General features: G+C 70.8%; 23 protein-coding genes, 1 tRNA gene and 1 pseudogene. 11 read left to right on the forward strand and 14 right to left on the reverse strand.

Annotated elements, in window-relative coordinates:
- Positions 1 to 6: 6 nt before the first annotated feature.
- From ABT245_RS24180 to ABT245_RS24200, 5 genes and pseudogenes are all read right to left on the reverse strand, one after another.
- Positions 7 to 1,320: an acyl-CoA dehydrogenase family protein gene (locus ABT245_RS24180; RefSeq protein ID WP_351736842.1), complete on the reverse strand. Its 1,314-nt coding sequence runs from the start codon at positions 1,318 to 1,320 to the stop codon at positions 7 to 9.
- Positions 1,313 to 2,248 carry an AMP-binding protein gene (locus ABT245_RS24185; protein ID WP_351736844.1) on the reverse strand — a complete coding sequence of 312 codons (936 nt, stop codon included), beginning with the start codon at positions 2,246 to 2,248 and terminating at the stop codon, positions 1,313 to 1,315. The genes ABT245_RS24180 and ABT245_RS24185 overlap by 8 nt, the downstream gene beginning before the upstream one ends.
- Positions 2,249 to 2,309: 61 nt before the next feature.
- Positions 2,310 to 2,609 (reverse strand): annotated as a pseudogene (locus ABT245_RS24190) (AMP-binding protein); the annotation flags it as partial.
- Positions 2,609 to 3,766, reverse strand: a complete 1,158-nt coding sequence (locus ABT245_RS24195; RefSeq protein ID WP_351736846.1) for an acyl carrier protein — start codon at positions 3,764 to 3,766, stop codon at positions 2,609 to 2,611. The gene ABT245_RS24195 and the pseudogene ABT245_RS24190, both read right to left, overlap by 1 nt.
- A 75-nt stretch (positions 3,767 to 3,841) precedes the next feature.
- The gene (locus tag ABT245_RS24200) at positions 3,842 to 4,594 is read right to left on the reverse strand and encodes an alpha/beta hydrolase family protein (protein WP_351736848.1); all 753 of its coding nucleotides are present in this window, start codon (positions 4,592 to 4,594) and stop codon (positions 3,842 to 3,844) included.
- Positions 4,595 to 6,076: 1,482 nt separating this feature from the next.
- On the opposite strand from ABT245_RS24200, the gene ABT245_RS24210 reads away from it, so the two are divergent.
- The 9 genes from ABT245_RS24210 to ABT245_RS24250 all read left to right on the forward strand — a co-directional run bounded on the left by ABT245_RS24210 (position 6,077) and on the right by ABT245_RS24250 (position 15,224).
- A complete protein-coding gene (locus ABT245_RS24210) occupies positions 6,077 to 9,409 on the forward strand; it encodes a sensor histidine kinase (RefSeq protein WP_502982177.1) in 3,333 nt (1,110 codons plus the stop codon).
- Positions 9,410 to 9,627: 218 nt separating this feature from the next.
- Positions 9,628 to 10,062 carry a roadblock/LC7 domain-containing protein gene (locus tag ABT245_RS24215; protein ID WP_351736850.1) on the forward strand — a complete coding sequence of 145 codons (435 nt, stop codon included), beginning with the start codon at positions 9,628 to 9,630 and terminating at the stop codon, positions 10,060 to 10,062.
- Between the two features lie 2 nt (positions 10,063 to 10,064).
- Positions 10,065 to 10,436: a DUF742 domain-containing protein gene (locus tag ABT245_RS24220; protein ID WP_351736978.1), complete on the forward strand. Its 372-nt coding sequence runs from the start codon at positions 10,065 to 10,067 to the stop codon at positions 10,434 to 10,436.
- Entirely contained in the window at positions 10,414 to 11,013 is a 600-nt protein-coding gene (locus tag ABT245_RS24225; RefSeq protein WP_351736852.1) for a GTP-binding protein, read from the forward strand. The genes ABT245_RS24220 and ABT245_RS24225 overlap by 23 nt, the downstream gene beginning before the upstream one ends.
- 179 nt (positions 11,014 to 11,192) lie before the next feature.
- Entirely contained in the window at positions 11,193 to 12,221 is a 1,029-nt protein-coding gene (tdh, locus tag ABT245_RS24230) for an L-threonine 3-dehydrogenase (RefSeq protein ID WP_351736854.1), read from the forward strand.
- Between the two features lie 61 nt (positions 12,222 to 12,282).
- On the forward strand, positions 12,283 to 13,476 hold the full coding sequence (locus ABT245_RS24235) for a glycine C-acetyltransferase (protein WP_351736856.1): 1,194 nt from the start codon (positions 12,283 to 12,285) through the stop codon (positions 13,474 to 13,476).
- Positions 13,477 to 13,507: 31 nt separating this feature from the next.
- Complete coding sequence (locus ABT245_RS24240) at positions 13,508 to 14,410, forward strand: LysR family transcriptional regulator (RefSeq protein ID WP_351736858.1); 903 nt, start codon at positions 13,508 to 13,510, stop codon at positions 14,408 to 14,410.
- Between the two features lie 117 nt (positions 14,411 to 14,527).
- A complete protein-coding gene (locus tag ABT245_RS24245) occupies positions 14,528 to 14,887 on the forward strand; it encodes an MmcQ/YjbR family DNA-binding protein (protein ID WP_351736860.1) in 360 nt (119 codons plus the stop codon).
- 85 nt (positions 14,888 to 14,972) lie between these two features.
- Positions 14,973 to 15,224, forward strand: a complete 252-nt coding sequence (locus ABT245_RS24250; RefSeq protein WP_502982178.1) for a hypothetical protein — start codon at positions 14,973 to 14,975, stop codon at positions 15,222 to 15,224.
- Positions 15,225 to 15,348: 124 nt separating this feature from the next.
- Here the strand turns inward: ABT245_RS24250 and ABT245_RS24255 are convergent, their stop codons facing one another.
- Complete coding sequence (locus ABT245_RS24255) at positions 15,349 to 16,260, reverse strand: transketolase family protein (RefSeq protein ID WP_351736862.1); 912 nt, start codon at positions 16,258 to 16,260, stop codon at positions 15,349 to 15,351.
- 34 nt (positions 16,261 to 16,294) lie between these two features.
- Positions 16,295 to 17,002, reverse strand: a complete 708-nt coding sequence (locus ABT245_RS24260) for a thiamine pyrophosphate-binding protein (protein ID WP_351736864.1) — start codon at positions 17,000 to 17,002, stop codon at positions 16,295 to 16,297.
- Between the two features lie 146 nt (positions 17,003 to 17,148).
- Between ABT245_RS24260 and ABT245_RS24265 the strand changes: the two genes are divergently transcribed.
- A tRNA-Pro gene (locus ABT245_RS24265) sits at positions 17,149 to 17,222 on the forward strand.
- A gap of 105 nt (positions 17,223 to 17,327) precedes the next feature.
- On the opposite strand, the gene ABT245_RS24270 is transcribed toward ABT245_RS24265, so the two are convergent.
- Positions 17,328 to 17,657: a tyrosine-type recombinase/integrase gene (locus tag ABT245_RS24270; RefSeq protein WP_351736866.1), complete on the reverse strand. Its 330-nt coding sequence runs from the start codon at positions 17,655 to 17,657 to the stop codon at positions 17,328 to 17,330.
- A gap of 203 nt (positions 17,658 to 17,860) precedes the next feature.
- Between ABT245_RS24270 and ABT245_RS24275 the strand changes: the two genes are divergently transcribed.
- Positions 17,861 to 18,400 (forward strand): hypothetical protein, encoded by a 540-nt coding sequence (locus ABT245_RS24275; protein ID WP_351736868.1) that lies wholly within the window; start codon positions 17,861 to 17,863, stop codon positions 18,398 to 18,400.
- A gap of 617 nt (positions 18,401 to 19,017) precedes the next feature.
- Here the strand turns inward: ABT245_RS24275 and ABT245_RS24280 are convergent.
- The 6 genes from ABT245_RS24280 to ABT245_RS24305 form a co-directional block, all read right to left on the reverse strand.
- Positions 19,018 to 20,238, reverse strand: a complete 1,221-nt coding sequence (locus ABT245_RS24280) for a metallophosphoesterase (protein WP_351736870.1) — start codon at positions 20,236 to 20,238, stop codon at positions 19,018 to 19,020.
- A gap of 348 nt (positions 20,239 to 20,586) precedes the next feature.
- The gene (locus tag ABT245_RS24285; RefSeq protein ID WP_351736872.1) at positions 20,587 to 21,036 is read right to left on the reverse strand and encodes a hypothetical protein; all 450 of its coding nucleotides are present in this window, start codon (positions 21,034 to 21,036) and stop codon (positions 20,587 to 20,589) included.
- 9 nt (positions 21,037 to 21,045) lie between these two features.
- Complete coding sequence (locus ABT245_RS24290) at positions 21,046 to 22,134, reverse strand: hypothetical protein (RefSeq protein WP_351736874.1); 1,089 nt, start codon at positions 22,132 to 22,134, stop codon at positions 21,046 to 21,048.
- A complete protein-coding gene (locus tag ABT245_RS24295; protein ID WP_351736876.1) occupies positions 22,131 to 24,125 on the reverse strand; it encodes a hypothetical protein in 1,995 nt (664 codons plus the stop codon). Before ABT245_RS24295 ends, ABT245_RS24290 begins: the two co-directional genes overlap by 4 nt.
- Positions 24,122 to 24,940, reverse strand: coding sequence for a toll/interleukin-1 receptor domain-containing protein (locus ABT245_RS24300; protein ID WP_351736878.1), 819 nt, complete (start codon positions 24,938 to 24,940; stop codon positions 24,122 to 24,124). Before ABT245_RS24300 ends, ABT245_RS24295 begins: the two co-directional genes overlap by 4 nt.
- Complete coding sequence (locus ABT245_RS24305) at positions 24,891 to 26,261, reverse strand: helix-turn-helix domain-containing protein (RefSeq protein ID WP_502982179.1); 1,371 nt, start codon at positions 26,259 to 26,261, stop codon at positions 24,891 to 24,893. The genes ABT245_RS24300 and ABT245_RS24305 overlap by 50 nt, the downstream gene beginning before the upstream one ends.
- Between the last annotated feature and the right edge of the window lie 303 nt (positions 26,262 to 26,564).

The following is a 26,564-nucleotide window of genomic DNA, read 5'->3' on the forward strand; positions in this document are numbered from 1 at the left end:
CCCACCTCACGGGTGTGTCCCCAGCCGGTCGAGGAACGTCTCGGCGCGGTCCGCGACCTGGGCGAGCATGAGGTCGGTGGCGCCGCCGCCGAGGCCGAGGACCGCCGCCTCGGCCCGGATCCGATGGGCACCGCCCCGCGCCATGCCGTCGGCGCCCTGAAGCTCGGCGCACCGGCTGAGGACCGCGTCCGCCTCCAGCCCGACGGCCGCCTTCAGCAATCCCGCCCAGGCGAGGTCCCGGTCGGCCGTGACCTGTCCCGTCACACTGTCCAGCAGCGCCCGCAGTTGTGTCACACGGACCAGACAGGCCGCGAAGTCCCGGCGGACCACCGGGTTCTGCCACAGCGGCCGGCCGTCCGACTCCCGGTGCGCCAGCCGGTCCCGGGTGGCGCGCAGCACGCGCGAGGTCAGCGCGACGGCCCAGTACGCCCCGGCGATCCGCTCCGTCGCCATGTGCCGGGCGAAGTCGGGCAGGGCGCGGCCGGGACGGCCGACGAGGTGATCCGCGTCCAGCCGTACCCCCTCGAACCGGAGATGGCCGGTGCCGGACCGGGCGAGCAGCGGGGTGTCGGCCGGGGTGACCGTCACTCCGGGGGCGTCCGCGGGCACCAGCACCCAACTGAAGCTGGTGAAGTGCCGGCCGGGGCGCTGCCGGGCCAGCACCAGCAGATACCCGGCGCCGAGGGCGTTGGTGATCCAGCGTTTGCCGCCGTCCAGGGTGAGATGGCCGGCACGGACGGCGACCTCGGTGGTGAGCGCGGCGAGGTCGGAGCCGGGGGCACCCTCGTCCGTCGCCGCCAGCGCCACCCGCGCATCGCCCGCCAGCACGCGTGCGCGGGCGGTGGCGCACCGCTCGCCCGACGCGTTCGCCAGCAGCGGCAGCGCGCTGGCCGTCTGCACGAGCACGCTGAGGGTGACGCCGTTGTCGCCGCGGGCGTCCAGCACGGACAACAGGGTGCCGAGCCGGTCCAGGTCCACGGGCAGACCGTTCGGGTGCCGGGACGCGTACAGTGCCGCGGTGATGCCGCCGCGGCCGAGGGCCCGCCACACGGCGCCCGCCTCGGCGTCGTCGGGCAGCGGTGCCAGGGCCCGCCGCAGCCGCCCGGCGAAGCCGTCCGCGGGAGCCTCCGGCGCGGGCGTGGCATGCGCGTCGTTCGGCGTGTCCGGGTGAGCCGGGTCGGCGGGTGGGGGCGTGGGGTGCGCGTCGTTCGGTGTGTCCGGGTCGGTGGGTGCGGGTGTGGGGTGCGCGTCCTGCCGGGGGCCGGGGCGGGCCGGCGCGTCGGGTTCGGGCGGCGACGAGGCGTACCGGGTGTCAGACAAAGCGCACCTCGGGATCGAGCAGGGCCAGTTTCCCGTCGACCAGGTGCAACCGGTCGTTGCTGTAGTTCAGCGAGGCCGAACGCAGATCGCGCAGGGCCCGCTCCAGACCGGTCGGCGAGTCCTTGAGATAGCCGTGGCGCATGCCGACGGCGTCGGGGACGTACCGCTCGGCCGTCAGCGCGGGCCGCCGCCAGTACCCCGCCATCACGTGCGGGCCGCGCACCGTGATCTCCCCGACGGCGCCGTGCGGCAGGCGCCGGCCCGCGTCGTCGACGACGAACACGTCGGTGCCGGGCAGGGGCAGTCCGCTGGAGCCGGGCCGCACCTGGTCGCCGTCGACGGGCATGACGGTGGCCCGCTTGCATTCCGTCAGCCCGTACATCAGCTGCACCTGCAACCGGGGGCAGGCGCCGCGCAGCGCGTCCAGGGTCTCCTTCGGCATCGCCGCGCCGGTGTTGGTGAGCAGCCGCAGGCGCGGCAGCCCGGCGTTGGAGCGTTGCAGCAGCCGGGCGAGTGCGCCGGCCACCGAGGGCACGGCGGGCAGCACCGTCGCCTGGGAGTCCCGCAGCCGGGTCAGCAGCCCGGGCCCGGTCTCGGCCGGCCGGCCCAGCCGCACCAGGGCCTCGCTCAGGCCGCCCAGGAACAACTGGTAGAGGCCGTAGTCGAACGAGAGCGGGAGCGGGCTGTAGACGACGTCCTCGGCCCGGTAGCGCAGCACCTGCTGGATGGCCCGCGCGGCGAACAGGACCTGTGCGTGGGTGCTGACGACCGCCTTGGGCAGGGCGGTGGTGCCCGAGGCGTAGATCAGGCAGACCGGGTCGACGGAGAGCCGGGGCGGCCCCTCGGCGGCGGGAGGTGCCGGGGGGCGCGACGCTGGCGTCGAAGGCGTGGGCGGCGATGTCGTCGCATCCGGCGACCCGCACCCCACGCTTCTCGGCGGCGGCCCGCTGCCGCGGGTGGTCGCTGATCACCAGCGAGGGCTCGCAGTCGTCCAGGATGTGCTCGAACTGCGGGCCGCCCACCTGTTCGTGCAGCAGCGAGAAGACCGCACCGGCCTCGGAGGCGGCGTAGACCAGGGCAGCGAGCAGCACGGAGGAGGGCGCGCTGATCACGATCCGCTCGCCGGGGCGGACGCCGAGCCGGACCAGCAGCGCCGCCGCACGTCGGCTCGCGGCGGCCAACTCGCCGTGTCGGAGGGTGTGTCCGTCGGCGCTGACCGCGGGGCGGTCCGGCCGTCGCTCGGCCGTCGTATGCAGCAGGTCGTGCAGCAGAGCGGGCTCGGAGCGCATCACACCTCCTTGCCGGCCGACGGGCCGGCCGCCGCGCCGAGCCGGGCGGGCCACCGGGCGATACGGCAGACGGCGTCCACGTCCTGGAAGTTCTCGGGCGTGAGGTCGTCGCCGTCGAACTCGATACCCAGCTCGTCCTCCAGCCGGTCGATGATCTCCGCCAGACGGAAGGACGAGAATCCCGCCACGTCGGGCAGCCGGGTACCGGACAGCAGCGCGGCGGGATCGGTGCCGAGCACGTCCGCCACCGTGGCGGCGACCGCTCGGCGCTCGGTCTCGGACCCATGCCCGGTGAACGCCGTGGCCGGCTCCGTTGCGGCCGCAGGGCCGCCGAACACATCGGTGTCGGTGTGCAGCAGCCGGGCCAACCGGTCGGTCAGACCGCCCGGTTCGGGCCGGCCACGGGCGACGCGGCGGGTGGCGAGGAACGTTTGCTCGGCCAGCGCACGCCAGGCGTCCACCTGGTCCGCCACCCGGGGCCCGGTCCGTCCGCGCCGGACCAGGTACGCGGCGTGCAGCGCGCGTGAACGGGCCAGCAGCCAGGTCTCCAGGGTCAGCCGGCGCAGCGCGGCCGCCCGGTCCGGATGCTCGGCGTAGGCCCGCGCGTACGTCTGCGCTTGCACTGCCGGTTCCAGGCGCGGGCCCGGGTCCTTCGGCAGCGTGCCGGGCGACAGCTCCACCGCCAGGGTGCAGTCGGGGAGCCCGGGCAGCAGATCGCGGCTCAGCCGCCAGGTGCCGGGACGGGCGCTGCCCCACGGCGTCTCGTTGTGGTAGTGGTCCTCGACGGTGAACGTCTCGCTGTCCCACGCCACCAGCAGGAAACTGTGCTCGACATGCTGCCGGCCGTGGTAGGGCACCCAGGGCAGGTGGTAGGCGTCGGCCAGCACGAAGCAGCCCTCGCCCGGCGCCAGGTCCTCGATGCGGACATGGCGGGTCCGCCGTACGACGAGCCCCAGGGCCCGTTCGGCGAGTTCGAACTGCGTGGACGGGCTGCTTTCCACGGTCGGCAGGCCGTCGGGGCCGGGGGACGGGGCGAAGCGCAGCCCGGCTCCGAGTCGTAAGCCGGTTCCCGGGCCGTGCCACCGCTCGGCCACGGCGGCCAGATTGACCTGGACGCAGTCGAAGAGGTGTGTGTCGAAAGCGGGTTGCGCGGTCACTGAGCGACTCCCGGATGGTCGGGTACGACGATGTCGGCGGTGTGCCGTACCGGGTGGTGAGCGGCGCGGGGACGGCTATGGGCGCGCGGGAACATGCGCGGCGAGGAAGTCGTCGATGTGCCGTAGCAGCAGGGGCACCCGGGCCGCGTCGAACACCTCGAAGTGTGAACAGGGCAGGTCCCGCACGTCGAGCGAGGGGTCTCTGCGCAGCCAGTCGTCCCGCTGCGTGGCCCGCTCCTCGCTCGCGCAGGCCAGCAGCAGGGCCGGGCCCGGCCGTCCGGTAGCGGCGTGATGCGCGGCGGACGCGGTCAGATGGGCATCGGCGGTGCGTGCCGCGCGGGCCCGCTCCTCGGCGCCGGTGGTGGCGGGCAGCCCGCCGAGGATGCGTTCGCGCAGGTGTCCGCGGGCGGTGTGGCAGGCGGACCAGGGCGCCGCGAAGCTGTCCACCATCACGACGGCGGGCCGCGGCCCGCCGGACGGCAGCCGGTGCGCCACCTCCCAGGCCAGCAGGCCGCCCAGCGACCAGCCCGCCAGCAGGCCGGGCGGCTCGGCAAGTTCGCTCAGCAACCCGGCGTACAGGTCGGCCATGGCGTTCACATCGTCGTGCGGGGACTCTCCGGGGCGCAGGCCGCGCCCCCGTACTCCGTGTACGCAGCCGCGCCGGGACAGATGGCCGATCAGCCCCAGATACTGTCCGAGACGGCCGCCCGACGGATGAAACAGGACGGTGGAAAAGGAGTCGGCCCCAGCGGGGTTCTTGCGCCGTCCTCCAAATGGAATGAGCAGTGATTGCGCATGTATGGTCGCGGACCTGTCGGCAGTGAACATCCCATGCTCCGCATTCTTGGCGAGTCGGCCGGCGTGATATCCCGAAAAGGGGAGGGGTCGGGCGCGTATCGCAATACGGCCCCGGCGGAAGCCGACTTATGACGTCACCGCCGCCGCATTGTCTGAATGCCCGGCGTGACCCGTACGAGAGTCACATCGCGGGTCTCACGGTGTCAACAGGGCTCGGGTAAACGCAGTATTGCGTGCGCACTTGGCTCATTCCCCATGGTCCGGGCGCCTGACGAGAAATCCCTGGTGCCCGGCATGAATTCATCCGTGAAGGGATGGTCCAGACGCCGATCCGGACATCTGTGGGGGTGTGCCGTCGCCTCCGAAGAAATCCGGCCTGCGCAGTGGTTTCGTGTGATCGGTGTCCGATCCGGATCCCTATTCTCCTGGCAGTTGGTGTCGTTGATATTGGCCGGGTCGTGCACCGGGTTTTCGGCCGTGGGCGTGACATGGTGCGGCTGCCGCCGGGAAGATGGTGGTATCGGCCAGACGGGTACGAGGAGGCAGTCGGTGGGCGGACCCATGAACGCCGCTGCGCGGATCCGGCGTTGCCACCCGGCCGCACCGGGGGCGCCCCGACTGGTGTGCTTCCCGCACGCCGGGGGCTCGGCCGGCGTCTACCGGCCGACGGCCGCCGGGCTGGGTCCGGACATCCGGGCCGACCGGGCGCTGCCCGTTCGCCCGGCTTGCCTCGCGTCGGAAATCGGTCGGTGCTCGGCCCCGGCGGAATCCGGACGATGACCGGAACCCGGACGATGACCGGTATCCGGTGCGGGGACGCCGAACCAATGGCGCGTGAAAGTCGACGGACAGGGGAGCGGGCCGCGGCACGGAACTCCCGGCGGGCAGCGGGGCCAGGGGACACGTTGTGGCACGGGGAAGTCCGGGTGGGCGGGCCGGGCGCCGAACGGCCGCGCCGTGCACCGCGAACCGTGGCGCCCCGGCGGTGGCGGGACCGCGGACACGGTCGGCTGCCGGTGCTGGGTGCTGGGTGCCGGTTGACCGTCGGCGGGAGGCGTCGGCGCGGCGGACACGGGCGGTGACGCTCCGGCGTGGGAGCCCGAGACACTCGCCCTGCGGGAGGAGACACCCGCCCGGACGACCCGGGACGGACAACAGGGAGGAAACGGACGGGTGATGCGAGCCGGGGAGCGAGCGGCCCACCGACGCCCGCCGACCCTTCGTGATCGCTTCCGACCAGGTCGGATCGGTCTCTTTCAGTTCGACCGCACGTCCCCCACGAGGTCGTCGCGCTGTCGTACGAAGCCTCATACCAGAGCGGGACCCTCGGCGAGGGACTTTGCCAACTGCCCCTCGCACATGATGCGCGGACGACTACTGTCAGTGTCCGTCGGCCGGGCAGGGCCGGACGCCCCACGTCCTCGGCCCCCCGACCGGCACCGCGATGGCGCATGCCCACCTCGTGCACCCCGCGCGAGGAAACAGGCCCGACGGACCAGTACGAGGACACCGATGTCTCACCTCCGTGCACCGGCCCCCCGTGCCGACCGCCGAGAGGGCGGCCGGCACGGGCGACCGGCGAACCGCCCCGTACCCGCACCGCGCGAGCCGCGCCTACGGCCCCAACTCCTGCGCCTCGCCGTACTGCCGCCCCTCGCGGTCGCCCTCAGCGCGAGCGCGGCCGTCCTGTTCACCGTGCGCACCACCGGCGCGCGACCCGGACTCGCCCTGTGGGGCGTGCTCGCAGGGGCGGCCTCGGTGACCGTCGTGGGCATCGCCGTCGCCGCCGTGGCCGCGGACCGCGCCGCCCGCACGGTCGGCGACCGCCTCGCCGCGCTGCGCCGCGGCACCGCGCGCGGCGAGGCCGACCTGCGCGCCCTCGTGGAGGCGCTGCGGCGCGGCGAGGGAGCGCCGCGGCGCAAACCGCGCGGCAGACCGCCCACGGACGCCGACGACTTCGAACTGCTCGCCGCCGATCTGGGCCGCGCCCACGACGGCGCCGTACACGCCGTCGTCCAGGCCGCCCAGCTCTCCAGCCAGGCCGGCAGCGAGCAGAAACTGGAGGTCTTCGTCAACCTCGCCCGACGACTGCAGTCCCTGGTGCACCGGGAGATCTCCACCCTCGACGAACTGGAGAACGAGATCGAGGACCCCGACCTGCTCAAGGGCCTCTTCCACGTCGACCACCTGGCCACCCGCATCCGGCGCCACGCCGAGAACCTCGCCGTGCTCGGCGGCGCCGTCTCCCGCCGGCAGTGGAGCAACCCGGTGTCCATGACGGAGGTGCTGCGCTCGGCCATCGCCGAGGTCGAGCAGTACTCCCGGGTCAAACTGGTGCCGCCGATCGACGGCGAACTGCGCGGCCACGCCGTCGCCGACGTCATCCACCTGCTCGCCGAACTCGTCGAGAACGCCACCGTGTTCTCCGCCCCGCAGACCCAGGTGCTGCTCCGCGCCGACCTCGTCACCTCCGGGCTCGCCGTGGAGGTCGAGGACCGCGGCCTCGGGCTGCCGCTCGTCGCACAGCGGAAGATGAACGCCCTGCTCGCCGACCCCGACCAGGTCAATGTCGCCAGCCTGCTCGCGGACGGCCGGATCGGACTCTTCGTGGTCTCCCAGCTCGCCCGGCGGCACGGCATCAACGTCCGCCTGCAGACCAACATCTACGGCGGCGTGCAGGCCGTGGTCGTCCTCCCGCAGGCCCTGCTGGGCACGGGACCGGGCGCGCAGGCCGGCACCCGGGGGACGGCGGCTGACGCGGCCCCGGCCGGGGCGCCGGGCGAGGCATGGAGCCCGCCGGGGGAGTCCCCGGCCGACGCCCCGGCGGGCACGACGACCGGCCGACCGGGCGCTCCCAGCGAGCCGTCGACCGGTCGAGGACGGCACGCACAACGCCATCCGGCGGCAACCACAAAAGAGCCGGAAGCCACCGAAACCACGAGAACAGCCGGCGTCACGGGAACATACGGCGTCATGGGAGCGGCCGGCGTCGCGGGAGGGGTCGGCGTCACGGGAGTTGGGGAGGCCGGGGGAGTTGCCGGGGGCACGGGGGTCGCTGGGGTCGTGGGAGTTGCGGGGGGCACGGGGGTCGCTGGTGTCGCGGGAGTTGCCGGGGTCGCGGGAGTCGGGGAGGCCAGGGGGATCGTCGGGGGCGCGGGAGTGGCCGGGGACGCGGGAGTCGGGGAGGCCGCGGGAGGCGTCGGTGTCTTGGGAGTTGGGGAGGTCAGGGGGGTCGCTGGGGCTGCGGGAGTTGTCGGGGTCGCGGGAGTCGTGGGGGCCGGGGGAGTTGCCGGGGGTACGGGGGTTGCGGAGGTCAGGGGGGTCGCTGGGGCCATGGGAGTTGTGGGGGCGGCTGGAGTTTTCGGAGCCTCGGGAGTTTCCGGGGTGGCGGGAGTCGGGGAGGCCAGGGGGATCGTCGGGGGCGCGGGAGTTTCTGGGGTGGTTGGAGTGGGGGAGGCGGCGGGAGGTGTCGGAGCCTTGGGAGTTGGGGAGGTCAGGGGGATCGCTGGGGCTGCGGAAGCCTCCGGGGTCGCGGGAGTTGGGGAGGCGGCGGAAGTCGTGGAGGCCGGGGGAGTTGGCGGGGTCGTGGGAGTTGTGGAGGTCAGGGGGGTCGTCGGCGGTGCGGGAGTTGTCGGGGCCGCGGGGGCCGCTGGGGTCTCGGGAGTCGGGGAGGCCGCGGAAGTTTTCGGAGCCTCGGGAGTTGGGGAGGGCAGCGGGGTCGCTGGGGGTGCGGGAGCCGTCGGCGGCGCGGGAGTTGGCGAAGCCGCGGGGGTTGGTGAGGCCGGGGGAGTCGTCGGTGCTGCGGGAGTTGCCGGGGACGCCGGGGTTGGGGAGGCCGCGGAGGCCGGGGAAGTTGGCGGGGGCATGGGGCCGGGCGTCGGTGACGGGGGTGCGCTCGCGCCGTTGCCGGTGCGCGGGGCGCATGAGGAGCGGCCCAATCCCGCGGAGGCCGTCCCTGGCATCCGGTCCGGCGACCGATGGGCCGTCGAGCGGCAGGGAGGCCTGACACCCACCCCGCGCGTCGGCATCGTGCGCGGCACCATGGACCGGCCCCGGCTGCCACGCCGCCGCGCCCAGGAACACATCGCGCCCCAACTGCGCGGCGGCCCCGCGCCCCGCCCGGAACCGGAGGCCCTCGCCGGACACGACCCCGGTCTGATGGCGGCCTTCCAACGAGGCATCGGACTGGCCGAGGCACAGCAGTACACGGAATCGACACAGCCACCGTCACAGAGACAGCCACATACGGAGCCACGACACACGGAGCCACGACACACGGAGCCACGACACACGGAGCCACGACACACGGAGCCGCGACACACAGAGCCGGCCCACCTGGACGGGGCCTATAGGGACGCGGCACACCTGGAGGGGACACCCGTAGAGGCGAGGCACATGGAGGCGGCGCACACGGCGGGAGCGCCCGTCGCGGCTCCCCACACGGATGTGCCGCACATAGACGCATGGCACATGAGGGTGTCCCGCGATGTCGCGGCCGACGCTCACGTGACACACACCTATGGGACACACACCCACGCCCTCCCCATGGACGCGGCCCACATGGAGCGAACCCACATAGACGGAGCGCACACAGACACCCTCCACACGGACACCCCCCACACGGACACCCCCCACACAGACACGCCCCACACGGACGAGCCCCCTGCGGCCGGGCTGCACACAGACGAGTCCCCTGGGGACGGGCCTCACGCGGAGTCGGCCCCCAGGGGCGCGGGCCACATGGAGGCAGACCACACTGACGTCACCCCCACGGCCGAGCCGCACGCCCACGCGAATGTCTCCGATCCGACCGTCCGCCCCGACGGGAGCGCACCCACCGGATGACGACACCCACCCCGACGGCCCCGGCACCACCGGCCCCCGCGCCACCCGCCCCCTCACCACCCGCCCCCTCACCACCCGCCCCCACGACGGCCGATGCGTCCGCCCCAACCCCCACGCCACCACCCCCACCACTCCCCACCCCCCTCCTCACCCACACAGCCACCCCCGCCCCCACCGCCACCCCCACACCCAGCGTGAACCCAAGGAGTCGATCCACCATGGCGAGCGATGTGCCGACCGCCCGGGTATCCGACCTCGACTGGCTGATGAGCGGCCTGGTGCAGCGCGTACCGCACACCACCAGCGCCGTGCTCCTGTCCTGCGACGGGCTGGTGAAGTCCGTCCACGGCCTCGACCCCGACAGCGCCGACCACATGGCGGCCCTCGCCTCCGGCCTGTACTCCCTCGGCCGCAGCGCGGGCGCCCGGTTCGGCGACGGCGGGGACGTCCGCCAGGTGGTCGTCGAACTCGCCTCGACCCTGCTGTTCGTCACCACCGCCGGCTCCGGCACCTGCCTCGCCGTGCTGGCCGGCCGCGAGGCCGACGCCGCGGTGCTCGGCTACGAGATGGCGACGCTGGTCAAGAGCGTCCGCCCCTACCTGGTGACCGCCTCACGGCAGCACGCCGACGAACCCCCGGCGATGACGCCTTGAGCGTGACGGCGGCCGGTGACGGGCCGTGGCTCGACGACGCGGCCGGACGGCTCGTACGCCCGTTCACGGTCAGCAACGGCCGCACCCGGCCCACCATCGCGCTCGATCTGATGTCCCAGGTGATGGCCACCGGAGCCGGTGCCTTCGGTTATCTCGGCCCCGAGCACGCCCAGGCGCTCGACCTGTGCCGCGCCCCCGTCTCGGTCGCCGAGATCGCCGCACATCTGCGGCTGCCGGCCGCGGTCGCCAAGGTGCTCCTCGCGGACCTCGTCGACTGCGGGGCGCTGACCGCCAAGCCCCCCGCCTTCCACCACCACCCCACTGACCGGTCTCTGCTGGAGGCAGTGCTCGATGGACTACGACGACAGCTCTGACCCGTTTCCCACCGCGCTCAAGATCCTGGTGGCGGGTGGGTTCGGCGTGGGCAAGACCACCTTCGTGGGCGCGGTGAGCGAGATCCCGCCGCTCAGCACGGAGGAACTGCTCACCACGGTCAGCGCCGCGACCGACGACCTCGACGGCGTCGAGAACAAGATCGAGACGACCGTGGCGATGGACTTCGGCCGCATCACGCTCGGCCCGGAACATGTGCTGTACCTGTTCGGCACGCCCGGCCAGGAACGTTTCTGGTTCATGTGGGACGAGCTGTCCGAGGGCGCGCTCGGCGCGGTGATCCTCGCCGACACCCGCCGCCTGGAGGACTGCTTCGCCGCCGTCGACTTCTTCGAGGAGCGCGGCCTCGGCTTCGTCGTCGCCGTCAACGAGTTCGACGGCGCCCACCGTTACGAGCCCGAGGAGGTGCGCGCCGCCATCGACCTCGATCCGGCGATCCCCGTGGTCCGCTGCGACGCGCGCATCTCCAGCTCCGGCATCCAGACGCTGCTCACCCTCGTGCGTCACCTGATCGCGCACGCACCGGCCCGCGCGCCGAGCCATGGCGCCCACATGTGAGACCCGCACACCGCCACGGAACCGGCAGTGTGTGAAGGAAAGCTGTGGCGGCGGTTAAGAAAACCTCGATGGACCGGGCCTCACGTATGCGGCAGATTGCTACGGGAACCCACCCTCGTCCCCGCCGCGGGCTCCTTCGGCCTGCCCGCGGCCGGGATCTCACCACAGGAGCCGTAGCGTTGAAGGCGCTGGTCAAGGAGAAGGCGGAGCCCGGGCTGTGGCTCGCGGACGTGCCGGAGCCCGCCGTCGGGCCGGGTGATGTGCTGATCAAGGTGCAGCGGACCGGGATCTGCGGCACCGATCTGCACATCCGGTCCTGGGACGGCTGGGCGCGGCGGGCGATCCACACGCCGCTCGTCATCGGTCACGAGTTCGTCGGGCAGGTCGTGGAGACCGGCCGGGATGTCACCGACATCCACATAGGGGACCGGGTGAGCGGTGAGGGCCATCTGGTGTGCGGCAGGTGCCGTAACTGTCTGGCGGGGCGGCGTCATCTGTGCCGGGCCACGGTCGGTCTGGGCGTGGGCCGCGACGGCGCGTTCGCCGAGTATGTGGCCCTGCCCGCCGCGAACGTCTGGGTGCACCGGGTTCCCGTCGATCTCGATGTGGCCGCGATCTTCGACCCGTTCGGCAACGCGGTGCACACCGCGCTGTCTTTTCCGCTGGTCGGTGAGGACGTGCTGATCACCGGGGCCGGGCCGATCGGTCTGATGGCCGCCGCGGTGGCCCGGCACGCGGGTGCCCGCAATGTGGTCATCACCGATGTGAGCGAGGAGCGTCTGGAGCTGGCCCGCAAGGTCGGGGTGAGCCTTGCGTTGAACGTCTCCGGTGCGTCGATCGCCGACGGGCAGCGGGAGTTGGGGCTGCGTGAGGGTTTCGACATCGGCCTGGAGATGTCGGGGCGTGCCGAGGCCATGCGGGACATGATCGCCAACATGACGCACGGCGGCCGGATCGCGGTGCTCGGCCTGCCCGCCCAGGAGTTCCCGGTGGACTGGGCCCGGATCGTCACCTCGATGATCACGGTCAAGGGCATCTACGGCCGGGAGATGTTCGAGACCTGGTACGCGATGTCGGTGCTGCTGGAGGGCGGCCTCGATCTCACCCCGGTGATCACCGGCCGGTACGGCTACCGCGACTTCGAGGCGGCGTTCGCGGACGCGGCCGGCGGCAAGGGCGGCAAGGTCATCCTCGACTGGACCGCCTGATGCCCCGCCCGGTCCGCGCACCCCTTCGCCCCACTCGCCCCCGCACATGATGGAGACCCCCGTGTTCGACTCTGTACGCGACGACCTGCGCACCACCCTCGACGAGATCCGCGCCGCCGGCCTGCACAAACCCGAGCGGGTCATCGGCACCCCGCAGTCCGCGACCGTCGCCGTCACCGCGGGCGGCCGCACCGGCGAGGTCCTCAACTTCTGCGCGAACAACTACCTCGGTCTCGCCGACCACCCGGAGGTCGTCGCCGCCGCCCACGCCGCCCTGGACCGCTGGGGCTACGGCATGGCGTCGGTGCGCTTCATCTGCGGGACGCAGGAGGTCCACAAGGAACTGGAGGCGCGGCTGTCCGCGTTCGTCGGTCAGGAGGACACCATCCTGTACTCCTCCTGCTTCGACGCCAACGGCGGTGTCTTCGAGACGCTGCTCGGCCCCGAGGACGCCGTCATCTCCGACGCGCTCAACCACGCCTCGATCATCGACGGGATCCGGCTGTCCAAGGCCCGCGGCCTGCGCTACGCCAACCGCGATCTCGCCGACCTGGAGGCCCGGCTCAAGGAGGCCGCGGACGCGCGCCGGCGGCTGATCGTCACCGACGGCGTCTTCTCCATGGACGGATACGTCGCCCCGCTCCGCGAGATCTGTGACCTCGCCGACCGCTACGACGCCATGGTCATGGTCGACGACTCGCACGCCGTGGGCTTCGTCGGCCCGATGGGGCGCGGCACACCCGAACTGCACGGCGTCAGGGACCGCGTCGACATCGTCACCGGCACCCTCGGCAAGGCCCTCGGCGGCGCCTCCGGCGGCTATGTCGCCGCCCGCGCCGAGATCGTCGCCCTGCTGCGTCAGCGTTCCCGGCCGTATCTGTTCTCGAACACCCTCGCCCCGGTGATCGCGGCGGCCTCCCTGAAGGTCCTCGACCTGCTGGAGTCGGCGGACGACCTGCGAGTGCGGCTCGGCGAGAACACCGCGCTGTTCCGCCGCCGGATGACCGAGGAGGGCTTCGACATCCTGCCCGGCGACCACGCCATCGCGCCGGTGATGATCGGCGACGCGGCGAAGGCGGCCCGCATGGCCGACCTGCTGCTGGAGCGGGGCGTGTACGTGATCGGCTTCTCCTACCCGGTGGTGCCGCAGGGCCAGGCCCGCATCCGGGTGCAGCTGTCCGCCGCGCACTCCGCCGACGATGTGAACCGCGCGGTCGACGCCTTCGTCGCGGCGCGGGCCGAACTGGCGGCCTGACCGGCCCGGACATATTGCGATACTCATCGTCATGATCGAAGCGCGGCGGCTCCACATCCTCCGGGCGGTGGCCGACCACCGTACGGTGACGGCGGCGGCCGCCGCGCTGTACCTCACCCCGTCCGCGGTCTCCCAGCAGCTCGCGGCCCTGGAACAGGAGACCGGTCACCGCCTGGTCGAGCGGAGCGCGAAGGGCGTACGGCTCACCGCGGCCGGTGAGATCCTGCTCAGCCACACCAACGCCGTCCTCGCCCAGCTGGAGCGGGCCGAGGCGGAGCTGGCCGCGTACGGCTGCGGCGAGGCCGGAACGGTCACTGTGGCCGCCTTCGCGACCGGGATCGCCCAGGTCGTGGCCCCCGCGGTGGCCCGTCTCACCCAGGTCGCGCCCGGCATCCGCATCCGCGTCCGGGACGCCGAGGGCGACGCCAGCCTGCCGATGGTCCTGGACCGGCAGGTGGACGTGGCGGTCGCCGTCGAGTACCGCGGCGCCCCGTCGGCCGACGACCCGCGCCTGACCCATGTCCCGCTGTACGCCGAGCCCTTCGACGCGGTCGTGCCGCCCGGCCACCGGCTGGCCGGTGCCGCCGTCGTCCCGCTCGCCGAACTGGCCAAGGACCCGTGGATCGGCCCGTACCCGGGCAACCCCTGCCACGACGTGGTCGTCCTCGCCTGTGAGAGCGCCGGTTTCCAGCCGCGCCTCGAGCACTCCTCGGACGACTTCCGCGCGGTCGTGTCGCTGGCCGCGGCCGACGCCGGTGTGGCGCTCGTCCCCCGCTCCGCGCTGCGCGGCATGGACCTGTCGGGTGTGGTCGTGCGGCCCGTGGACGGGGTGGCCCCGACCCGCCGGGTCTTCGCGGCGGTGCGGCGCGGGGCCGAGGGACACCCGCTGATCCGGCCGGTGCTGGACGCACTGGACGAGGCCGCCCGGACGTGAGCGCTCCACAACATGCCCGTCTCATATACGGGTGCTGCGGCCCACGACGCTCTCCTGCAAGTGCGTGGGCACCGGGGGACAGGGCCGCTGTCAGTGGCAGCGGCTAGCGTGCCTGTCATGCCGGACGCCGAAGACGTACGCCGTATCGCCCTGTCCCTGCCCGAGACGACCGAGAAGACCGCCTGGAGCATGCCCACGTTCCGGGTGGCCGGGAAGATGTTCGCCACGCTGCCCGAGGACGAGACGTCCATCGCCGTGCGCTGTCCCAAGGAGGAACGCGACGAACTGGTGCTGGCCGAGCCGGAGAAGTTCTGGATCGCCGGGCACGAGACCCAGTTCGCCTGGGTCCGGGTCCGGCTCGCCGCGCTGGAGGACGAGGGCGAACTGCGCGACATCCTTGCCGACTCCTGGCGCCAGGCGGCGCCGCCCCGGCTGCTGGAGGCCCACCCGGCAGTGGGCGTGCCGGGCGGCCGGTGAACCGCTGGGCCGGCATCGGCGCCCCGCAGCATGATCCGACGGCGACAGCGACAGCGGCGGCGGACGGCGGGGGAGCGGGCAGCGGATGACCGGACCGCCGGCACGGCAGGACGCCGTGTTCCGAGCCGGACGGCGCGGCGCGGGCGGCCCCGGGAGCGGGTTGTTCCTCGTGGCCCGGGCCGTCGCGCGGCCGGGCGACAGCATGCTGCCGGTGGCGCTCGCCGCGGGCCTGCCGCAATACGGCTGCGGCGCGGGCACGGCCGGTCAGGCCCTCGCCGGTTCGGCGGAAACGATGCCCTGGGTGTCGGCCATGTGCTGCTGGTCACCGGAGCGATGAGCCCGGTGGTCGCCGCCGCCCTCCTCTCGTTCCCCGCGATCCGCGCTCTGCTCCGCGCCGACGCGGTGACCAGGCAGGCCGGCTGCCCCTTCGGGCCACCGGTACGCGGACGGCCGTACGCCGCTCATCCCCGGGCCGGTACGGCGGCGAACGCCTCGATCCGCTCGCGCAGGCCCGCCGCGTCGAGCCCGTGTGCGGCGGCGTGCTCCTCGGCGGTCCCGTACCGCCGCAGCTCCCGCCGCCCCACCCCGAGGCCGAGCACCCGGTGCGGCAGGTCGGACAGCGCCTCGTTCACCGCCGCCGTCGAGGTCCCGGCCAGATACGGCTCGACGAGGACCACGTCCGTGCCCGCCGTCTCGGTGGCACGGCGCAGCGCCGCCGCGTCGAAGGGCCGCACGGTCGTCGCGTACAGGACGGTGACATCGAGCCCCTCGGTGGCGGCGAGCACGGCGTCCAGCAACGGACCGACGGCGACGACCACCCCGGCACGCCCCTGCCGGACGGTGCGCAAACCCCGCCCGTCGACCTCGTACGCCCGACGGTTGGCGAGCAGGGACAGCCGGACGTACACCTTGTCGTCGCCGGCCGCGACCGCGTGCCGCAGCAGGGTCTCGGCCTCGTCCGGGTGCCCCGGCACATGCACGGTCCAGCCGTCCAGGGTGTCGAGCAGCGCCACATCGCCGGGCGCCATATGGGTGTGGCCGGCGCAGGGCCAGTCGTACGAGGCGTAGGCGCTGACCAGTACCGCCCCGGTGTGCTGGTGCCCGAGGTCCAGTTTGACCTGCTCGAAGGGGCGCTCCACGAGAAAACTGGCGAAGGTGTGCACCACCGGCCGCATCCCGGTCAGTGCCAGCCCGGCCCCCGCCCCGACGAGCAACTGCTCGCGAATGCCGACGTTGATCACCCGGTCCGGATGCCGGCGCCGCGCCTTGGCGAAGGCGTCCTTGCCGACCTCCGCGAGGACGACGGCGACCCGCGGATCCTCGTCGAGCAGCCGGGTGACGACGGGGGCGAACCGGTCACGCATGGTGTCCATGGTGGGAAATCCTTCGTGCTGAAGTAGGGGTGGTTCAGGCGGACTTGGGCTCCACGCGGGCCACCACCACATGCGGGCGGCCCGGGTGCGCGGCGGTGAAGGCGGCGTACAGCGCCTCGTGGTCCCGGCCGTCGACGGTGACGGCCGACCAGCCGGCCGCCTCGAAGCGGGCCGCGATCCCGCCGGGCCGGGCGTGGCTGGCGGAGGCGTTGTCGACGACGACGGTGTGCAGCCGATCCAGCCCGGCCGGCCCGGCGAAGGCGATCGCCTCGTGGTTGCTGCCCTCGTCCAGTTCGGCGTCCCCGGTCAGCACCCACACCGCGGTCTCGGTCCGCCCCTGGGCCCGCAGCCCCAGCGCCGTGCCCACGGCGATGGGCAGCCCATGGCCGAGCGACCCGCTGCTGATCTCGACGCCCGGCACCAGCACTCGGTCCGGGTGGTGCCCGAGCGGCGAGTCGTACGTCCCGAAGGCGGGCAGCCACTCCACCGGAACGAAGCCCTTCGCGGCGAGCACCGCGTAGTAGGCCATCGGACCGTGCCCCTTGCTCAGCAGGAACCGGTCCCGGTCCGGGTCGTCCGTCCGGTCGGGTCCGACCCGCAGCACCCGGTCGTAGAGCACCCACAGCACGTCCAGCGTGGAGGTGGCGGCCGGTCCGTGCTTCTCGTCGCCGGTCATCAGCCCCATCAGCCGGGGCAGCTCGGCATACGCGTATACGCTGCGGCGTTCATCGGTGATCGTCATAAGCACGAGGCTGCAACCTCAATCGAGGTTCAGGTCAAGCGAGGCCACCCTGTGTCGTCCCGGGAAACGAATGCGTGACCACCGGCCCGAGTGCGGTATGGTTTCCCTGCGCGTTAGGACTGGGGAAACCCCAGGTCAAACGGCACCGGGACGTGGCGCAGCTTGGTAGCGCACTTGACTGGGGGTCAAGGGGTCGCAGGTTCAAATCCTGTCGTCCCGACGGTGTTCACCAGCGGGTCTGCCGATGACGGCAGGCCCGCTGGATGCGTTCGTGTGACACGTGATGGCGGCGTGATGGCAGCCGAGAGACGTTCGGAGGCCGGTCTCAGGCTGACCGTTCTTCTGATGCCGGGGTGCGCTGGTCGTGGTGTTTGCGGTCGGCGCGGGTGAGGGCTTTGTCGATGACGGTCACGGCGTCGCGGGCGGCGTGGGGCGGCAGGTGGCCGTAGAGGTTGACGGTGGTGGACAGCGTCGAATGCCGCAGCGTCTTGGAGACCACGGCCAGCGGGACCCGTGAGCTGATCATGATGGTGGCGGCGGTGTGGCGCAGGTCGTGGACGCCGATCCGGGGAAGGCCGATCTCCTCGGAGCGCCGGCGCAGCTCGGTGAGGATGCCCTGCGGGCGCAGCGGGGGACCGTCCGGCTGGCAGAACACCAGGCCCTCCAAAGGGCTGCCCGGGGGCTGGCCCGGGCGAGGGCGGCCTGGCGCTCCAGTGCGGCGGCGACGCGTGGGGAGAGACTCACCCAGTTCCGGCTCGCCTTGGTCTTGGGGCGGCCGGGGTAGAGCCGGTTGTTGTTGACGGCGGTGAGGTTCCACCGCACCAGCAGCGTTCTCTCGGGCAGGTGGGTGTCGGTCCAGTGCACGCCGAGGGGAATGATCTCCGTGACAGGCTTCTTTCTCTCACGGAGGTTCCGCGGGTTCACGCAGTGATCCTGTGGCTTGCCCCGGATCCAGCCACCGTGTGGTCCAAGCTCGCTGAACTCAGTCCGGAAGTAGCAGGACACTATTGGCGTGAGTTCTCCTACTTCTGGCTCGGCTCCGACTTCCCGCGAGCGCTTGATGCGGCCCGGTCGCTGTTGAGCGCAGGGCATCCCGCGGCGGCGCTGGACGTGATCCTCCTATACGACCGAGAAGAGGAGAGCATAGAGGCCGCTGAGATCGTCGTCACGGGGCTTGAAGACCTCATCGCAGCTAGGTTGAGCGATCCTGAGATCGGGGACTCAGTTCATGCTTCCAGGATCTCTTTGCGCTGTCGGCCCGGCACCACGAGCGCATTGGGCCTCAACGAATCCTCAATCTGGAGTGACAACTATTCCCTGCGCTCGGGTTCGATGCTAAGACCCCGACGCTCCATAAGGCGCTGGTTGAGGACCCTGAGGCGTTCGCGGATTTGGTGACGTGGTCCTTCCGCCCAAGCACCACTTCCGGGGAGGATGTAACAGACCCCGTCGAGCAGGAGAATAGACGCAATATCGCGAGCCGCGCCTATGGAGTCCTTCACGCTTTGCGTACGTGTCCCCGGACTTACGGCCGACGGGACCCTCGACCCGGTTGCACTGCACACGTGGGTCATGATGGCACGGGCAGAATTCGCTGCAAGAGATCGTGCCAGGGGAGGTGACGTGCAGATCGGTCAGATACTTGCTTTCGCCCCGCGCGACCCGGACGACTTGCAGGTTCCGGAGGCTGTCCGAGACCTACTTGAAGAGATCAATAACAACGATCTCGAACGAGGTCTCCGAATCGGTATCTACAACAAACGAGGCGTGACCAGCCGGAGACTCCTGGATGGCGGAGTTCAAGAAGCGGAGCTGGCCCGGTCTTTCCGGGAGCCGGTCGAACGTGCACCCACGTGGCCGCGAACCAGGAAGTTGCTGAAAGGGCTTGCGGAGTCGTACGAAGCTGACGCCCGACAAGAGGACCAAGAGGCAGAGCGACGGCATCAGGGCTTGGAGTAGGCCGTACCGCTAGCTGTCGTGCACCGCGGGGAGCGGATGTGTTGGCCCGCCCAGTGCTACGGCGAGGTGGGCAGGTGTGGGGAGCGGAGCACGAGCAGGGTGATCTCGCTGGGGGCGAAGACGCGGAACGGTGGGCCCCAGAAGCCGGTGCCTCGGCTGGTGTAGAGGAGGGTTCGGGTACCGTGGTGGCTGAGGCCGGCGAGGGCGGGCTGGTCGAGGCGGACCAGGTGGTGGAAGGGCCAGATCTGGCCGCCGTGAGTGTGCCCGGAGAGTTGGAGATCGATGCCGGCGGCTGCGGCCCGGTCGATGAACTTGGGCTGGTGTGCCAGGAGCAGAACGGGTAGGTCGGGGTCGGCGCCGTTCAAGGCTCCGGCGAGATCGACGCGGTGGCCTGCCAGGCCGGAGGACTCGGCGGTGACGTCGTCCACGCCGGCGACCACGAGGGTGTCCCCTCCGCGTTCGAGCAGCAAATGGCGATTGCGCAGCGGCACCCAGCCCAGCTCGTCCATCAGGTCGACCCAGCCCTGGGCCTCGCTGTAGTACTCGTGGTTGCCGGTGACGTATACCCGGGCCCGCGTGGCTCGCACGGTACTGAGTGGGACGGCCTGGGCGCGGCGGCGCTCGGCCGTGCCGTCCGCGATGTCGCCGGTGTGGCAGACCAGGTCGGCTTCCAGAGTGTTCACCGTCTCGCATACCCGTGCCGACCAGCGGGCGCGATCGAGCGGGCCGTAGTGGGTGTCGGTGATGAGGACGACACGGATGCCGTCCAACCCGGCACCCAGCCGTGGGAGTTGCACGTCGAGGCGGCGCACGCGTGGCACGCCACGGGCTTCGGCGTACCCCCACGCGAGCAGTACGGCGCTTACACCGAGGACGACCCAAGTGACGATCCGGGCCCGGTCCTGGCTCTCGCCGACGTCGGCCAAGGTCAGGGCGAGCTGCAACAGGACGCCCAGCAGAACTGACCAGGTGAACAGAACCCAGATCGTGCCCAGCAGGGTGTCACCGACGATCGCCGCCCGGTCCTGCTGACGCCGGCCGTGGCCGCGTGCCATCGCGAGCGGCATACCGATGAGGCCGAGGACGAACAGGGCGGTGCCGGCCACCGTGACGGGCGGCGGCCAGTGCTGGCCGCTGTGCAGGAGCACCCAGCAGGGCACGACCCACAGCGGGATGGGGGCGATGAGAGGGAGGTAGCGCATCAGGCGGTGAAGTCGGCTCCGCCGCGGCGCCTGCGCTTCACCCTCGACGAGCCGGGTGTCGCTGGTGTCGGTCACGCTTCCCCTCCCTGATCAGTCTGTCGTCTCGCGCACTGTATCCGGTCGTCCTCGGGCTGGCCGGAAACCTTGAAGCGCTCCGGGGCTGAGAGAAATGCCGCTTGGTCAGCGAGGCCGGGTGGGCTGGGCTACTGGATATGGCAGGTGGGGGTTCGCAGCGTCAATGAGCCGTTGCTGATGGCAGGTTGTCTGATCACCTGGCGATCGGGGGTGCTCACGGAACCCCCCAGCGGACTGGCCGACGAGGCCATGGACAGGGCCGGGCGCCGTGAGAAGCGTATGGCGTCAGGGGTTCCACGCATGCGAGGGGCGCCTTGCGATGCTGGCTGTTCGGCGAGCCCCAATAACTCAGTCTTGTTCCGGCGCTGGGGGTTGGTGGGCGTGGAAGGTAAGCCCTGTGATTCGGCCTGATTGGATGATGGGACCGTGCTGAACGCCGCCGTTGATGTCGTTGTGCACGGTCCTCACATGCATCGCTGAGGTCGCGGCGAGCTGCTGCAACGAGGTCAGGAGGAGGCGCAGTTCGCCGCTGGTGACGGAGCCGGTTTCGACGAGCTGTTGTAGGCGGATCTGCCATTGCGCTGTGACGGCATGGATGGCCTGCTCGTCCTCTGCATCGTCGGCTGTGAGCAGCCGGGTCCTCGCGTCGGCCATGTCGGCGATTGTGGTGGCGTCCGAACCGATACGTGTCAGGAACCGTGCGACAAGTTCACGGGCGTGTGTCCAGGAGTCGGTGACCATGAGGGAAACCAGTGTGGTTGCTCCCGACGCTGCTAGAGCGGCCAGCTCACTGTCCATCGTCTTCTCCTAGATGGGGGATGCGGATGGTTCATCGGGTGCGTCGGTGGAGAAAATCGACTCATCACCGCTATTCGGTGTGAAGGCCGTCGGCGGATCGAACCGGCGTCGTAGGGCCTCGGCTGTCTCGTGTCGGTTCTGCTGCGTGATGATGTCGGAGATCTGTTTGGCCAGCATCGCCCGCCGGTCGTCTCCCTCCGTGAAGCCCATGGCGTCGAAGAAGCCCGAGAGATGATCCGTGGCCGGCCGTTCCTGCGACGCGGGAGCCGGTTCCGCCTCCACGATTTCCGGAGCGATTCCCTCGCCGGGCTGCTGCGAGACGAGGTTCTGAAGTCGTTCGGGGATGTCCGTGTCATTGGCTGCGGACGTGAGCTGCGCGAGCAGGGCCAGGTCCCCCACCGTCTTTTCCACATGCTCGTCATTCTTGGCGAGCCACCAGACAACCGCGCTGCCGGTGTCCTTGAGTACGTCCTCGCCCAGGTACTGGCGCTTGCTTTGCTCGTACTTGCGTTGGTGTTCCCAGACTGCCTTGTCCTTGCGCACGTCGGCGAGTCTGTCCAAGCGCTCCTGGTCCTGTTCCAGCAAGGTGAGGCTGATGTCTTCCGCCATCGCCTGCAAATGCCCTGTGGTGTCCGGGCACATACGACTGAGGACACCGCTGAGTTCATGCTGCACGAGTGATACTCGGCCTGGCTCCCGTCTCTCGGTGACGGCGCGGGCACGGTTCAGGACCGTTTCGACGGCGAGTCCTGCCGGATTGAGGACAGGGCCGGTTCCGGGTGAGTCGAGGAGATACCAGCGTACGGTCGCCGAGAACACAAAGTTGTAGTCGTCCCAGTGGCTGGGCAGTGCCACTCGGCTGACGTGGCACTCTGTGCGTTCTACAGGGGTCGCCGTGCGTTGTTCTTCGAAGCTGACCGGGATGGAGCCGCGGCGCCGTGAAGCGATGCGGAAGGCCGCGGCGGGGAGGACAAGGAGGAGCACGGCCAGCGTCGGCCATGTCCACACGGGCCACCGTTGGGTCAGACCGACGATGGTCAGCAGCAGGCCGCACAAGACGGTGAGGAAGAGCGTTGTTGTCTTTCGTGCGGTCGTCATGGTTGAGTCCCCCTGGCTGATGGCGGCGGGGTGGCTGGGCCGAGGCCCTGGGCCACACTGATCTTGTGAATTAACAATTCGGTGGTCTCGACAGAGCGCTTGAGACCCCCCGGGGCAGTGCGCTCGGCTTCTCGGGCGCTTGCGTACAGCGCGGCGAAGGCCTCACCCCGTCGTTCCCCGCACCGCTCGGCCGCGCTGACGAGGAGGTCGAGCAGAAGCTCACCACGGCGCCCGATGCCGTCGGCCGCCCGGCGGAGCCAACGTGCCGCGTGCGGCTGCCACGTCGCCCGCGGCAGCCCGGCCAGTACCGCATGCCAGCAGGTGGTCAAGGAGTGCTGTACTTCTCTCTCCTCCACCAGCGCGCGTGAGGTTTCGGAGGAATCCGTCAGCGGCACCGGATCGCAGACTCGCAGGAAGATGCCGAGGTCGGGCGGGGAGGGGCTGTATCGCGCGAGGCGGTCGAGGAGCCTTCGGCGCAGCCGGCGGCTGCCAGCGACCATGTCGTCCAACGACTGCAGGGCAGGCGCCGGGTCGCGCTCGCGCCGGGCCAGGTAGTACAGCCTGAGCAGAGCCTGATCCGGATGGCTGGCCGCGAGGACATCGGCGCAGATCCGGACGAGTACCTGGGCGAACTCGCCCTTGAGGCGACGGTAAGCACACCATTGATAGATCCGTTCGCGGAACTCCCTGCCGTGGGCCGGATCTTCAAGACCACAGGTGAGCGCATGGACAGCGGCTTCCAGCCGCGCTCTGCTCGTCGCCTCGATGCTCCAACGCTCAGCGAGAGACGCCAGGCCGTCTCCGCGCCCGGTCCGTAGGTACTGATCGGCCAGACGCGTCACCAGACCGTCGCGAACGGCAGGGGTGACGTGCAGGTGGTTCAGGTCCACGATGCTTGCGGCCCATGTGCCTAGGTGGGGCCGCAGGTCGGGCATGTGGTCCCAGAAATGTGCGCGGACGGCCGAGTCGTAGTCCAGGTCCGTGAAGTGCACGTGCCCGCGCAGCCCGGTTGCGGCTGAGATCTCCGTGAGCCGCTCGGCGAGGTCCTTGTGCTGGAGCAGCGGGAGCCCGTCCGATGGGGAAGCGAGAGTGCGCAGTAAGAGCTGGGCCGCGCGGTGGATGACATCGGCGTGTGCCCCGTGGAGCATGGAGACGGTGATCAGCAGCGCCCGCTGAGGGGCCTCGCGCAATTCGGCGACGCGGGCGGCGACTTCCTTCCGCCGGTCGTTGCGTGCTCTCTTGGCTGTCGCGCACCATTGGGCGAATTCTTCGTCCGGCCGGGCGGTCTCGCGTGCACGGCGCACCAGGTCGGCGAAGTCCGCGATCTCCCGCATCGGTCGTTTCACGCCCACGAACTCGTCGACGGTGGCGTCGGACCGCATGTACTGCTCGTACGGCATGCCGTGCATACGGAGGTGCCGTCTGAGAACCTGCAGGCCTGGAGGCCGCCCGATACCGACCCGGTAGTACTGGAGATCGGGATCGAGAATGCCGTCGTGCGGCATGATGACGACAAGATGTGCGTGCTGTTCGTGTACGGACTTGCGGAGCGCGGGAAGGTCGGCCCGTGCCGCGGACCACTGGTGGTCGTCGGCGCCGGACAGATCCAGCAGCAACTGGTCACCGTTTCCGACCAGCGCAGGGTCATGGAGGGCCAGTTCGCCCTCCTCGCCGGGCAGAAGTTCGTGGAGAACGCCACTGTCCTGGCGGCACTCCCGCAGTAGTACGCGGGCCGCAGAAGTACGCCCGCTGCCAGGATCACCGTCCAGGATGACGGTGCCGGTGTCGGCGAGCATCGCGCGGGCCTTGCCCATGCCGGGCGGGTCGACCAACACGAGCCGCAACCGACGGAGTTGGTCTTCGGCGACGCGTCGGAAGGCCGGCTTGTCCGAGTCCTGCAGGTGTGCGCCGCCGTTGACGTAGATGTTGCCGGCACCGGTGTGCACGAAGCCCTGTGGGTTCTCGACTCGTGTACTGCCCTGCTGGTTCACCGGCCATCGTCCTCGCGCCTATCCGGCTCACCGAACCGATGCTGGACACTGCCGTGGTTGTCGCCCTCGAAGTACGTCATCCCGTTCCCTGAGAAGTGCCGGTCGCCAGACACGTGACGGGAGTTCTGGTAGATGCTGCCGTTGCCCGTGTGGACAGGGCCTTGAGCGCCCTTTACAACCGTGCCGCCGACGTCTCCGGTGAAGTCACGGCTCTGTACCGCCGTTCCGCTTACTTCTTCGATCGAGTTCGTCACGGTGTCCGACACGGGCGACGTCCCGTCGGCTCGGGACAGGTCATCGAGCCCGGGAACCATCTCGGCCACCAGATCGCCGATGCGTTTCATACCGCTCTCGGTGTCATGGGTGTCGAACGGAATGGATTGCAGGTCGGCGAGCCTCGCCAGCTCGGGCGGCAGATCGGCCGTGCTCAGCCGGTTCGTCTTCCGTCCGTCCAGAATGGGAACAACCGGAAGCTCACAGCTGAACGCCTCCTCGATCTCCCTGCGCACCCAGTCCTCCGGGTCGTGCAGCCGCGTACGGAAGTTCGTCCAGTCCGGCCCTACCACGGCCAGAAGCAGGCAACTGCGTCGCAGCGCGGCCAACAGGGACTCGGGGTAGCCCTCGCCGGGGGCGATGGACCTCGACGCGCGGAAGATGTGCTGCGGGCCGAAGCGACGCGACAGCTCCTGGTCGATCAGAGCGGCGGTCTTCTCCCCGTCGCCTGTGCGGTAGTTGATGAAGACCTCTTTCACGGTGATGTCCCCCTCAGGAAGTAGACGAGCGCGATAACGTGCCGAGCCGCGGCCCGAGCTCACGTACGGAAGGGTGGTTCGCATGGCGAGCCAGGACCCGGGCAAGACGCCGTAGATCGGTTGTGACTGTCGCTGAGCGCACTGCCACCACGTCGTCGAGCAGTGGTGCCGTCAGCGCACACGCCTGGTCGAGCTCACCGGCGGACGCATAGGCGAGCGCACGGCGCACGCCGTATCGCACCTGAGTGCGAACCGCGTCCTGGCCGACCAGGGCGAGTTGGCGGTCGAGTTCCTCGCTCGCTTCCCGAGGCCGGCCGAGATCAACGAGGCACCAGCCGGTCACCATGCCGACTGGGTCTGGAAGGTGCATTGTGCCGATCACCGGCCCGTCGGAGCTGTCGTCCTCGCGGGCGAGGAGCGTACGAGCGCGCTCCAGGGCTCGCAGACAGGAATTGAGGTCACCCGCGAGTGCGTGTCCTTGGGCTTCGCGTTGTGCGGCCAGCCCCCGGATCCGTGGTGGCAGCCGGCCGCTCTGCGCGCGGCGGGCCAGGCTGATGGTGTGCTCAGCGTCGTCCCGGTACAAGGTGACCAAGGCCCTTCGGACCAGCGCGTAGCCGGCCAATGCCTGGTCACCGCCGGCTGCTGCCAGGTCGACCGCGCGCTGCGTCCACCACAGTGCCGCACGGTCGTCCCCGGTTTCCTGCACCAGCCAGCCGACATACTCGGCGTACCGGGAGCCGAGGGCCAGCAACCGCTGACGGGTGTCGGCGTCGGTCTGAGCGGACAGTTCCCGCAGAGTGTGCGTCTGCGCGATCAGGACGGGCAGGAGCAGGCCGGGTTCCACAGTCTGGCCGAGTCTCCGGTAGTGGGTGAACAGCGAGCTGGAGGCTTCCAGCATGCCGGCACCCGCTGCCGGGGAGGCAGGGCCGGATCCGTCCGATCGCCATGTCATCAGTGATGCGACGCCGACGCTCACGACCTCTCGCCGCCCCAGTGACTGGAACCTGTTTGGGCCATCCGGCGACAACTGCATGATCCAGTCCTCCTCGTCGATGTGGTCGGGTGCTGGTTCAGTAGGTACGTCGGGAGCGGCCTGGGCGGCCAAGGCAATCAGTGCTCCGTCGGCACCAAGGGCGGTGTCGCAGAGCCGAACCAGGTCACGGCTCGGTGCCTTGATTCCCCGCTCGACTTTGCTCAACTGCGCCTTGCTGTAATGCACGGCACCGGACAAGGCCGTGAGGCTCAGTCCGGCCTCCAGACGCCGCTTCCTCAGCTCCTCGCCGAACTCGGTGGACGACTGTGGCACGGAAACCTCCAAAGCCCATCCACTAAGACCGGGTTGGTGCTGCACGAAAGAGTGCGGCAGCCCCTCCCGGGCGGACAAGGCGATCGATGCTGTTTCCCGTTTCCTTCTCCGACGGCGGGGCGCAGCATGCGCGGGGGGCTGAACTTGTGCCGGTCACAGAGCCGGGCGTGGCAACAGGCCGATCCCGCTTGGCGCGGCACAGCCTCGCCGCGGGCTGGCAGCTGCCGGTCGACCACGCGCCGGAAGACGGGATTCGGTGGTGCGGCCTCAGTTGGCCTGTTGCAGAACAGCCGTCAAGGGGATCTGATGCAGGGGCCGTACGGTTCGTGATGGATGCAGGACGAGTCTCCAGCGTCTCGAGGCCGTGACACAGGCTAGTAG

This window comes from Streptomyces sp. NPDC001508, assembly GCF_040298665.1.
Lineage (GTDB): Bacteria > Actinomycetota > Actinomycetes > Streptomycetales > Streptomycetaceae > Streptomyces.

Bases quoted from the DNA above. Each gene is read 5' to 3' on its own strand.
- ABT245_RS24200 (WP_351736848.1), bottom strand. From the start codon at position 4,594: ATGTTCACTGCCGACAGGTCCGCGACCATACATGCGCAATCACTGCTC.
- ABT245_RS24210 (WP_502982177.1), top strand. From the start codon at position 6,077: ATGTCTCACCTCCGTGCACCGGCCCCCCGTGCCGACCGCCGAGAGGGC.
- ABT245_RS24215 (WP_351736850.1), top strand. From the start codon at position 9,628: ATGGCGAGCGATGTGCCGACCGCCCGGGTATCCGACCTCGACTGGCTG.
- ABT245_RS24225 (WP_351736852.1), top strand. From the start codon at position 10,414: ATGGACTACGACGACAGCTCTGACCCGTTTCCCACCGCGCTCAAGATC.
- ABT245_RS24240 (WP_351736858.1), top strand. From the start codon at position 13,508: ATGATCGAAGCGCGGCGGCTCCACATCCTCCGGGCGGTGGCCGACCAC.
- ABT245_RS24245 (WP_351736860.1), top strand. From the start codon at position 14,528: ATGCCGGACGCCGAAGACGTACGCCGTATCGCCCTGTCCCTGCCCGAG.
- ABT245_RS24250 (WP_502982178.1), top strand. From the start codon at position 14,973: ATGACCGGACCGCCGGCACGGCAGGACGCCGTGTTCCGAGCCGGACGG.
- ABT245_RS24255 (WP_351736862.1), bottom strand. From the start codon at position 16,260: ATGGACACCATGCGTGACCGGTTCGCCCCCGTCGTCACCCGGCTGCTC.
- ABT245_RS24260 (WP_351736864.1), bottom strand. From the start codon at position 17,002: ATGACGATCACCGATGAACGCCGCAGCGTATACGCGTATGCCGAGCTG.
- ABT245_RS24285 (WP_351736872.1), bottom strand. From the start codon at position 21,036: ATGGACAGTGAGCTGGCCGCTCTAGCAGCGTCGGGAGCAACCACACTG.
- ABT245_RS24290 (WP_351736874.1), bottom strand. From the start codon at position 22,134: ATGACGACCGCACGAAAGACAACAACGCTCTTCCTCACCGTCTTGTGC.